General features: G+C 48.5%; 8 protein-coding genes. 2 read left to right on the plus strand and 6 right to left on the minus strand.

Translation table 11 applies throughout. From position 1 onward, the window contains the following. The 4 genes from H6F80_RS11605 to H6F80_RS11620 form a co-directional block, all read right to left on the minus strand. The coding region (locus H6F80_RS11605; RefSeq protein WP_190791710.1) for a PAS domain-containing protein at positions 1–768 on the minus strand (768 nt) is incomplete at its 3' end. A gap of 274 nt (positions 769–1,042) precedes the next feature. Continuing rightward, positions 1,043–1,537, minus strand: coding sequence for a helix-turn-helix domain-containing protein (locus H6F80_RS11610; RefSeq protein ID WP_190791711.1), 495 nt, complete (start codon positions 1,535–1,537; stop codon positions 1,043–1,045). Between the two features lie 306 nt (positions 1,538–1,843). After that, positions 1,844–2,899: a response regulator gene (locus tag H6F80_RS11615; RefSeq protein ID WP_190791712.1), complete on the minus strand. Its 1,056-nt coding sequence runs from the start codon at positions 2,897–2,899 to the stop codon at positions 1,844–1,846. A gap of 67 nt (positions 2,900–2,966) precedes the next feature. Further along, on the minus strand, positions 2,967–5,963 hold the full coding sequence (locus H6F80_RS11620) for a chemotaxis protein CheB (protein ID WP_190791713.1): 2,997 nt from the start codon (positions 5,961–5,963) through the stop codon (positions 2,967–2,969). 247 nt (positions 5,964–6,210) lie between these two features. Here H6F80_RS11620 and H6F80_RS11625 point away from each other — a divergent pair, with 247 nt between their 5' ends. Further along, a complete protein-coding gene (locus tag H6F80_RS11625; RefSeq protein WP_190791714.1) occupies positions 6,211–7,248 on the plus strand; it encodes a chemotaxis protein CheB in 1,038 nt (345 codons plus the stop codon). A 265-nt stretch (positions 7,249–7,513) separates the two neighbouring features. On the opposite strand, the gene H6F80_RS11630 is transcribed toward H6F80_RS11625, so the two are convergent. Beyond that, positions 7,514–8,116 carry a hypothetical protein gene (locus H6F80_RS11630; protein ID WP_190791715.1) on the minus strand — a complete coding sequence of 201 codons (603 nt, stop codon included), beginning with the start codon at positions 8,114–8,116 and terminating at the stop codon, positions 7,514–7,516. Positions 8,117–8,627: 511 nt separating this feature from the next. Between H6F80_RS11630 and H6F80_RS11635 the strand changes: the two genes are divergently transcribed. Continuing rightward, on the plus strand, positions 8,628–9,554 hold the full coding sequence (locus H6F80_RS11635; protein WP_190791716.1) for a CheR family methyltransferase: 927 nt from the start codon (positions 8,628–8,630) through the stop codon (positions 9,552–9,554). A gap of 259 nt (positions 9,555–9,813) precedes the next feature. Here the strand turns inward: H6F80_RS11635 and H6F80_RS11640 are convergent. Continuing rightward, positions 9,814–10,893 (minus strand): hybrid sensor histidine kinase/response regulator (locus H6F80_RS11640; protein WP_206755061.1); only part of this gene is annotated, 1,080 nt, incomplete at its 5' end.

Below are 10,893 nucleotides of genomic sequence, written 5' to 3' on the forward strand. Positions count from 1 at the left end.
CAATATCACATTTAAGGGAGAACGGAGTTCGTGTGAGACGATCGCCAAAAATTCATCTTTGAGCGTGTTGGCTTGATGCAGGGATTCTGTCTGCTGTCGTAGTTCCTGCTCTAATTGCTTCCGTTGGGCAATTTCTGCTTCTAGGGCTTGGTTAGTCATTTCAGCCAAGGTTGCCCGCAGCCGCGTTGCTTCCAGTTGCTTTCGTTCAGTAATATCTCGCACTAACCAACGTAGGCTGACAATCGTACCCGTTGAATCAGATACCGTAGTGACGGTTAAGGCAGCATCGAAAGCAGATGCACCATAAGGCTGTAGCTGAGTTACCCATTCTTGAAGCCGTCCAACCTGAGGCAATCGATTGAGTTCGTCATCAAACGCTCGACGCTCAGGTTCAGCCACGTATGAAGTTAGAAGTTTCCCAATCAAGAACGGTTGCGACACCCTGAGCAACTGACTCATGGTGTGATTAGCTCTCTGAATTTTGCCGTCTGTGTCGGTGATTAAGTAGCCATCCGGAGCAAATTCAAATAACTCCTGGTAACGCTGTCGTTCAACTTCTAGCGCCACCTGAGCCTCAAGCAATTCCTGATTCTGCTGGTGCAATGCCTCTTGAGATATCCGCAGTTCTTCCAGGGAATTACCCAGTTCTGCCAGAGCTTGCGGCAACAGTTCTGGATGTTGTGACGAGTCGGCATGGGCGTAATGCAGGAGGGCACCCACTCGCTCACTTAACGCCTTCATTTGCTGACTCAACCAATCAGGGTTCACATTACTTCATCCAATCACGCTATTCTCACCTTAAGTACAAGTCCGTTTGTTTGCCTCTCTCGTCAGATTTGTTTTAGCGAGTGATCACTAAAACTAACTCGGTAGAGCAGGGTAGGGTAAAGAAGCTATCAACAGATCTACAGCATTACCTATCCCTATCTCGCTGATAAAAATTACTTAAGTAAGATCGTGATGTTACTTAAGAACGCTTCGATCGCGAAGACCATTGTTTCTGTAGAAGCGGCTGTGACAAAAGTCCCTTGCTCGCACAGCTTTAGGAGTTTGACCTCTCGGCTAAAATTCTGTTTCTCAGAAACTGTCTTTTAACCACTTCATAGGCCTGCTTATAAATCTGAAAATCTGTTGGCTTCTCTACTTCAGGTATGCTTCTGATCACATAGTGAAACGCATGAAAAACTGCATTTAATCCAGCGATCGCATCTTCAATCGGCACTTTTCGAGTCACCCAAGCTTGTTTTACCTTGACTGAATAACTCAGCGCACTCAGACGCGCTAAACTCTCTAGCTTGTTTTCATAGACCAGCCGCGCAATCTTGGTTAAATCCACCCTCAGGATAGGCGCAATCTTGCGAGCGGTTTCCTCACTGGGGCTATTGCGTTCGAGGCAAATCCAGCTCAGTCCTGCTTGGGAGAGTCCGACCTGCTTGGCAAGCTGGCTCATATTGGTATGAGGGTTATCCTTGAGATGCTGTAAAACAAGACGACCAAAAGCGGAACAGCTTTCCTCATTTAACTTGAGTGAACTCATGGAAGTTTAGATAAGAGCTTAAAAAAACAAGCTTAACTGAAAGTTGTCTGGCTTGATTCAAAAAAGGCAGTCGATGATAAAACTGACAAGAACAGAAATCTTACGATTCAGTTGAATAGGGTGAGTGCGTCTAACCCTGAATTAAACCGTGAATTAATAGAACTATCGTGACCCCGTTTTCACCAGGATTTTTCACCAGAACAAGGTACAGGAAGAATTAGGAGGCACTGTCATCCTTAGCCTTCTTTTGAAATAATTCCTCTTCTGAGACAACTGTTTTAAGATTAGCCCAAAGGGATCATGTCTCTAATGAGATACCTGCCTGGCCAATTGAGCGATTAACTCCACCCACTCAATCGGTCGAGCCAACTTGTGCAAATGGGCCTCAAAGCCAGCCTTAATCGCCTTTTCTCGGTCTTCTTCTAGATACGCCGTCATGGCAACCGCAGGAATGTGTCTTCCCTGCTCAATTTCTAACGCTCGAATCTGCTGGATCAGACTGTAGCCATCCCCATCTGGCATTCGAATGTCGCTCAGCAATACATCTGGACGGAACTGCTCTAACGCCTCTAAGGCTGCGGCTGCACTCGAAACCGTTTTCACACCAATGCCATGCGCCTCAAAGATAGCCGTAACAAATTCGCGGATATCTGCTTCATCTTCCACCACAAGCACCCGCAAACCATCAAGAGATTGGGGTAATGGCAATGCAGGAGGTGAGGTTTGAGGCTTGAGGTTTGAAGGTTGCATCAACGCTCCAAGCTCTAATTGAGAATTCTCTGGCTGGGAGTGGCTCAAGTCGTACACTGCAATCCGTATCTCGATTTGCCCGTTAGGATGAGGGACATCCGGCTTCGCAGATACCGCAAGGGTCGCAATATGCCATTCAGTAGCAAAGGGTTGTTTACCTCGCGGACACACGGTCATTTGCCAAATTTGGCTATCCCTCTGATAAGAAAGCTGATTCAAATGAGTCCGAAAGGCTGAACGATCGCCCTCTGCCACATACCGAGCCATCGGTTTCCCCACTAGATAGGCTTGGGGCACATTGAGGAGTTGGGCGCTCGCCCCATTGGCTTCCAAAATTACCCCATCGGCATCCGTGACGAGGTAGGCGATCGGAGCAGACTGAAATAAATCGCGGTAATGGTCATAGGCTGCGGCGAGCCGCTGATTCTGCTGGAGTCGCTCTTCCTCAGCAGCTTCGGCAAACTCCAAACGGGTTTGCATCTGCTCACAGGTCACTTGCAGATCTTCGAGTACGGCATCGATTTTGTCCCAACCGGGTAGATTTTGCTGTTGCAGTGCCATCAGCCAACGACGAATGATTTGAAAATGCTGCTCAGTCTGCTCATGACTCATCGATCGCGCCTTCTGATAGTGCTATCTGCTAATGATCTATCCAACATTCCTTCAAGAGCTTTTCCCCTTAGCATCGGTTTTGCTCCGTGATGTCCTCGATCGCCAGCAAAATCATCTGGGTGTTGTTACTCATCGACATTTTGCGAGCCTTGAGCCGCATGACTTTATGTCCAATCTGGTCAAAAGAATGCTCAACTCGAAAATCTTGAAACGGGGTATTGCTGGTAATAATCTCTTCGAGCTGCGATCGCAGTTGGGGGATGTTCCATTGTCCGCTACCCAGTTCAAAAAGCGAATATTGCTCGGTTTGCACGATTGAAACCTGAAACGTTTCATAGAACGAATGATTGGCGGTGATCACCTGCAAATCACCATTTAACACGATCAGCGGTTCCCAGACGGTTTCCACGATCGCATCCGCATAGTTTCTCGCTTCCACCAACTGAGCATTACTGCGTTTGAGGTCGTTAATATCAATCAAAATCAGCACTGCCCCATCGATCTTGTTGTCAACGGTGCGATAGGGGCGAATTTGCAGATGATACCAGCGTCCGTCTCGATCTTGAATCTCCTGAGTCTTTAAGTTGAGCGTGCGAATCACCTCTAAAATTTGTTGCTCCAGGTTGGGCACGTTCAGTTTATGGGTTATGTCACTCAGGGATCGCCCAATGTCGGTCGAGATCAGGTTAAAGATCCCTTCCATCGCTGAAGTGAATTGCCGAATTTGCAGATCCGCTCCCAGCATCAAGATGGGAACATGAATGCTGTTGAGCAAATTCTGCAAATCGTTGCCGACTTGAGTAGCTTCTTGCGTGCGGCGACGCAGCTCATCATTGATGGTGTTCAGTTCTTCATTCGCCGCCTGAATTTCTTCTTTTGCCGTTTCAAGTTCCTCATTCGTACTTTGCAGCTCTTCATTGCTCGACAAAATTTCTTCGTTGGCAGCCCGCAAGTCTTGATTAGTGGCTTGCTGCTCCTCAATGATTGATTGCAGATGTTCTCGGGTTACGGTCAGTTCTTGCTTGAGCCGAGCGATCTCCTGAACATCGCGGGTCTTGTGCTCCGTGGAAGTGCTGCCATCGTCGGATGCAATGGTTAACTCCAGCGTTGAAGCACTTTCAAACAGCACCAAAAAACACTCCTGGTTCTTCCCCACCTGCAAAGGTATGACATTGACGGTGATTGATCGAATTCGATCCGCTTCTCTCACCTGTAAGCCGTCTCGTTTGATGGGCAACTTCTGTTGTTTGGCCTGATAGATAGCAGACTCTAATTCTCGCCGCAATTCTCCTTTTGCCATTCTGAGCAGATTTAAGCTGGCGCGACCGGGAATCGGTTCCAGATAGGAGCTGGTCTTGCCGCGAAATTGCAGGATCTCCAGGTTGGCATCAACGACCACTCCAGCGGGGGCATATTCGTTCAATACAATGCGATCGGCTTCTCTTTGCAGCTCTAAGTCGCTGGGGAGATGATCGGGTTCAAGCGGCTGAGGCTCAATGATCATTGGAGAATAAGAGCTGGCAGTCAGATCAAGGTTGGGTCGAGCCGTTGTTAGTTTTTTGGCGTAAATTTTGTTCTTTTTATCACACAGCGCGAACAGGTTTGTAAAGTCACCAACGGTTTCTGACGTGCCAATCATGAGAAAGCCCGTGGGCTTCAACCCGTAATGGAGAATGGGCAAGAGCTTTTTCTGCAAAGTATTGTCTAGATAAATCAACACATTGCGACAGCTAATTAAGTCGAGCCGCGAAAAGGGCGGATCACTAATCAGGTTTTGTTTGGCAAAGACGCACACCTCGCGCACCGCTTTACTAATCTGGTAGTTCCCCTCAACCTGGGCAAAAAACCGATAGAGCCGTTGGGCAGAAACATTGGCAACCTGGCTAGCGGTGTAAATGCCGCTGCGGGCTTGTTCGATCGCCGTCTCACTGATGTCAGTGGCATAAATTTGGATCGGCACACGGGGATGCTGATCCGCGAGAAATTCGAGCAGGCAGATGGCGATCGAGTACGCTTCTTCCCCCGTAGAGCAGCCTGCCACCCAGATCCGAATGGGATTACCGGGCGATCGGTCTTTGAGGATGGCAGGAAAAACGAGACTTTTTAAGACATCAAAGCTTTCAGGGTCGCGAAAGAAACTGGTGACATGAATCAAGCAATCTTGATAGAGCGCGATCACTTCTGCCGGGTTGCCCTCAAGATAACGAGCGTAATCGTCTAGGTGCTCCAACTTGTACAACAGCATCCGGCGCTGAATTCGGCGACTTAATGTCGTTTGCTTATAGTGGGTAAAGTCAACGCCAGTCGCCCTCCGCAGCAAACTGAAGATCACCGTGAGAGAATTCTCGTCTTCAGGTGAGCTGCCATCCAATTCAATAGGGGAGGGACTGGCAATGTAAGGGTGCTGACTGATTTCTGCCAGTTTCGCGGCGATTTGGTCAGGCGGTAAAACAAAGTCTACCTGGCCTGTAGCGATCGCCGTGTTGGGCATACTATCAACTTGTGCTGTATTTTCACATTGAGCAAAGGTGACACCCCCAACCCCTTTGATGGCTTGAATGCCCCGCGTTCCATCCGAATTGCCCCCCGATAGAATAATGCCGATCGCTTTGTTGCCCAGCTCCTCTGCCAGGGAGAGCAAAAACATATCGACCGACATAAATACGCCGCTTGCCTCTGAGCGAGGCTTTAGTCTTAAGACCCCTTGAGCGATCGTCATCGAAAAATTCGACGGAATCACATAGACCTGATTAGGGGCTACCATCATGCCGTCCTGCGCTTCCTGCACCCGCATTTGAGTCGTTCTAGAAAGAATCGTACTCAACGTGCTTTCCAGATTGGCAGGCATGTGCTGAATCAGAACAAATGCCATTCCCGTATCGGTTGACAAATGATGCAGCAATTGGGTAAAAGCTTCCAAGCCTCCAGCCGAAGCTCCAACTCCGACAACCGGAAATAATCCATCATGGCTGTCTGTTTGATTGTCACTGCTCTGCTGCGACTGATCTGAGGGGTGATCAGAAGAATCGGATTGAGGCTTTTTAGAAGGGCGTCTGGGTGCCATGTCTCGTAGCTACTATTTTGCGAACTTAAGGGCGACCCCTTACCTATAAGTATCTCCTATAACTATCTTTTATGATGGAGCAAATCTGCTGGGGGGCTAAGAGGCGATCGCGCTCAGCGCGGGCTTTGTCACCGCCTACATCACACTCTGACTCAGACTAGCCCTAAGGCAGTGTTGTTTGCTGGGTGAGTATGATAGCTTTTGCGTTTAGGAGTCGTTTGAGACTCACGACGATAAGGAGTATTGTGTGCCAAAGCCAGACATCATCGTCATCGGTGCATCAGCCGGAGGACTCAGAGCCTTTGAAACGCTGATTTCTCAACTGCCCCCTGACTTTCCTGCGGCAATCTTCATCGTTTGGCACATCTCTCCAGATTACCCAAGCTTATTATCCCAAATTTTGGGGCGGATCACTCCCCTATCCGTAACGCAGGCGGTTGACCAGGAGCCAATTCGATCGGGTCATATCTATGTGGCTCCTCCCGATCATCATTTGTTGGTTGAGCCAGGCACGGTTCGGCTCTCCCGGGGACCCAAAGAAAACCGCTTCCGTCCGGCAGTGGATGTTTTGTTTCGCTCTGCTGCCTGGTCGTATAGCACACGAGCCATTGGCATAGTGTTAACGGGCAGCCTGGATGATGGCGCGGCTGGGCTATATGCCATCAAAGAGCGGGGCGGCATTGCCATCGTTCAAGACCCGCTTGATGCGATGCACCCCTCAATGCCCAGGGCGGCATTGCAAGCGGTAGAAGTGGATTATTGTTTACCGCTCAGCAAAATGGGAGCTTTGTTAGGAGATTTAGTTCACAAAGAGATTCCTGAGCAGGAGAAAAATCCGGTGTCTGAAAAAATGGATATTGAAGTGGGCGTTGCGCGGGAAGACAATGGGTTGGAGATGGGCATCATGAAGCTAGGCGATTTGTCTCCCTTTACTTGTCCTGAGTGCCACGGCGTACTGTTGCAGTTGAAAGAAGGAAACCTGCTGCGCTTTCGCTGCCACACTGGGCACGCCTATTCGCTCAATTCCCTTTTAGCTGAGGTGACACAATCCATCGAAGAAATGCTCTGGGGTGGCATCCGCACGATCGAAGAGAGTGAGATGTTAATGAAGCATACTGCCAAGCATCTGCGAGAGATGAATGAGCCTGAGGCGGCAGACCTGCTGTTGCAAAAAGCTGAGGACGCTGAGCGGCGAGCAAAACTAGTGCGGCAAGCGGTGATGAGCAACGAAGTATTAAGCCAAGACAATTTAGCTGAAGAATTAAAGCTCACTGAAGAAATCTAGGATCGTCGGGGGCGATCGCATTAAATCTGCAAAGCAAAACATCTGCAAAGCAAAACATATGCAGAGCAAAGGGCGTTGCTGAATAGAAATATGAAGAACCCAATTGAGCTTCTGTATCGCCCCCTAAATCCCCCAATGCTGGGGGACTTTGAGGATTAGTTCCCCCCAAAGTTGGGGGGCTAGGGGGGCAAATCATACTCGAATTCAGCAACGCCAAGCAAAGGATGCCAAAGCAAAGTATGGCGGAGCAAAGGATGCTTCGCTTCTACTGAGCACGGGGATGTCCTTTTCTCAGGTCAATATTTCTTGCCCCTAACCATTTGCAAAGCGCAACTGACCGCCGTAGTGAAGCTCTCAGTGCCTGGCTATTCGCAAGCACTTCTTTGACGAGACGCTCCTGCTCAGTCAGATCAGCGGATTTTCCTGGCTCTGGAGGCTGTTCCACCGATTCTTCCGACGATCGCTGAGAACCACCCGCGAGCATCGGCCCCTGGAGAGGCGTTTCCTGGGGGGATGATGGGAATGAGCGACTTGAAGTGTCTCTTGAGGTGTCTGTTATAGAAGTCTGTTGCCTGAGCCGCTGTTGAAGTTTTTCAATCTGGCGATCGACCTGCTTGAGCTGCCGACCTCGGGCGATCGCGGCTCTGTAATCCTCCACTTCCTCCGCTTTTAGGTGCTTTAGGGTCTTGCCATTAAAGAGCGGTTGACGGCTTCTCACCTGCCAATACTTAGAGTCAGTATGGGCAGTGCCTCCTGGCTTAACCTGCACCAACCAGCAATGTTGCAAAAACCAGCCTTCCCCGACGATTTGTGCTCGTTGGGCATTAAGTGCATCCAGATCAGATTGAAGTTTCTCAAATGAGGACATGCTTAATTCGTACGCAAATGACCATCTCTGTATAAAGATAATATAACTTTGTACGAATCGACTCTATCATGAGTTTTACATACGAATCATGCGTTTACAGCTTCTGATGTGATGGTGGAACAAAAACTGTTCATATAATCATTGCTCCAACAGCAATTCTTTAGTAACAGGATTAAAAATGTCTGTTCAATCAAGCTCTTGGTCATATCCGGTTCATATTCAGTACGCTCAGAGCAGCTTGAAATTTTTTACATAAACCTTTCTAATTCGTACGCAAGCGGCAATCTCAGCTTAAGGTTAATATATTATTCGTACCCAGAGTTCATGCAGTAGGTTTTGCATACGAAAGATAACCCGGTAACTCCTTGAGGTGCTATATCTTTGCGATCTCCGGAATTGGGGTTGGAGGACAAATTTTTCCCTGATTCAGCCAGATGTAGAGAAAGCCAACTCATATAGGGTCGCTCAATGCCCCCTTAGTAAAGAGATGAATTTAACAAAGGAGTGAAACATGTTTGCTCAAAGTCACTTCGAGAATAGCCTTTTGTACGATACGAAGCCCTTGGGGGGGAATCGAGTTCAAACTCTAGATGAAGCCAGTCTGGAATTTGAAACCCTGTTAGACTACCTCAAGTACAGCCGCGAGTGTGACTTAACGCACTATAAACGCTCGACGTTGATGCGCCGATTTCGGCACCGAATGCAACGGATTAACATTGATACCTACGAGAACTACCTACAGTATTTGCAATGTGATTCAGAAGAACACCTTGCTCTGCTGAGTGATGTTCTGATTAACTTTACTGGCTTTTTCCGCGATTACAACGCCTGGATTTATCTAGCTACTGAAGTAATTCCTAAAATAATTGACTGTAAGCCGTCAGAGGAACCGATTCGAATTTGGAGCGCGGGCTGTGCGACTGGAGCAGAAATTTATAGCCTTTTAATCTTATTAGCAGAAGTTTTAGGGGTTGAATTCTGCCAGCAGCGACTTCAGTGTTATGCCACTGATGCCGATAGAGATACGCTTCACCAAGCCCAGAACGCTACCTACAATGACTTAGAAATTCTCGATATTCCTCCCGACCTGCTTAAAAAATACTTTAGGCAAACCACAAAAGGTTTAGCCTTTTCCCCCAAGCTTCGCCGCATCGTTACAGTTAAGCAGCATGACCTGATGAAGGATGCTCCCCTACCTGCAATTGATTTACTGATCTGCCGTAATGTATTGATATATTTTACGCCGGAAGCTCAAAATTCCATCCTGACTCGCTTTCATTCTGTTCTTAACAACACTGGCTTTCTCTTTCTGGGTCAGACAGAGTTGGTAGTTCATCAAAGACAACTTTTCACACCTGTCAGCTTGAAGCAAAGAATTTATGCTAAGGGGTTAGAGCCAGAACTGAACCGCTATCCTTTTATCACAGCTCAACTTTGATAGACAGCAAACAGTTGGCATTGCGGAATCAGGATATGAAGGGTGCAAATTTAGCTTCTGTATCGCCCCCTAAATCCCCCAATTTATTGGTTGCCGCTCTTAAAGAGCGAGGAGGGACTTTGAATTCGGGTTCCCCCCTTTGAATTCTGGTTCCCCTAAAATTTGAGGGGCTAGGGGGGCATATCATACTCCGTTTCAGCAACGCCCATTAGTTATCAACCCAATAAGACGATTCTGGAACCTAATTTTTCTGCTGAATCTAGGCACTGCGTCCAACCTGGCTTACCACTGCCGCAACTAATGCCGTCGATTCAACGGGCTTAGAGAGGTGAAGCTGAAAGCCTGCCTTTAATAATTGCCTGCGGTCTTCTTCTCTAGCGTAAGCAGTGAGGGCGATCGCAGGAATCGTGCCGACTCGCTCTGACTCATTCTCCCGCACCTGACGGATCAGTGCGTATCCATCCTGCTCTGGCATCCCCACATCGCTGATCAAGATATCAGGCTGCGACCGTTCAATCATATGCAAGGCTTCATTGACCGAATCTGCTGATCTAACCGTGGCTCCGGCGCGTTCTAGCACAACGGTCAACAGATTGCGGGTATCGGCTTCATCATCAACCACCAGCACATCCACATTGCTCAAGCTGTGATGCAAGGCGAATGCATTGGCCTTCTCAGGGATAGATGTCTGGGCTTCACTGGGCTCCATGCAAACTGCCATTAGAGGAATCTGCACCGTAAAGGTGGCTCCTTGCCCTTCACCAGAACTGTTTGCGGCAACTGTTCCCCCATGCATCTCTACCAATTGCCGCACGATCGCCAGTCCTAACCCTAATCCACCGTGATGACGTGTGGTCGCTCGTTCTGCCTGACGAAAGCGGTCAAAGACATAAGGCAGAAAGGCTGGATCGATCCCTTGCCCTGTGTCACTTACTGTAATGACGGCGTTAGAGGAAACCTGCTCTAGCCGGACTTCGATCTGCCCTTGTCTCGGCGTGAACTTGATCGCATTCGAGAGCAAATTCCAAATTACCTGCTGGAGGCGATCGCTATCTCCTGACACTAAACTCGTAGATTCATCAAGCACTGACCGAATCTCGATGTTTTTCGCAGTGACGGCAAGCTGCACCGCATCGATCGCTTCCTGAATCACAGAAACCAAATTGACCGGGCGAATATTGAGATGCAGACTGCCTCGAATGATGCGAGAAATATCTAGCAAATCTTCAATCAGTTTTACCTGGGCTTTAGCATTCCGCTCAATGGTTTCTACGGCACGAGCCATCATGGTCTCATCTAACTGCCGACTACGCAGCATTTGCGCCCAGCCCAATATCAC

It is taken from the genome of Leptolyngbya sp. FACHB-711 (assembly GCF_014695615.1).
Taxonomy (GTDB): domain Bacteria; phylum Cyanobacteriota; class Cyanobacteriia; order Elainellales; family Elainellaceae; genus Leptolyngbya_A.

Excerpts from the sequence above, each read along its gene's own strand:
- H6F80_RS11610 (WP_190791711.1), bottom strand. The coding sequence starts at position 1,537 with ATGAGTTCACTCAAGTTAAATGAGGAAAGCTGTTCCGCTTTTGGTCGT.
- H6F80_RS11615 (WP_190791712.1), bottom strand. The coding sequence starts at position 2,899 with ATGAGTCATGAGCAGACTGAGCAGCATTTTCAAATCATTCGTCGTTGG.
- H6F80_RS11620 (WP_190791713.1), bottom strand. The coding sequence starts at position 5,963 with ATGGCACCCAGACGCCCTTCTAAAAAGCCTCAATCCGATTCTTCTGAT.
- H6F80_RS11630 (WP_190791715.1), bottom strand. The coding sequence starts at position 8,116 with ATGTCCTCATTTGAGAAACTTCAATCTGATCTGGATGCACTTAATGCC.
- H6F80_RS11635 (WP_190791716.1), top strand. The coding sequence starts at position 8,628 with ATGTTTGCTCAAAGTCACTTCGAGAATAGCCTTTTGTACGATACGAAG.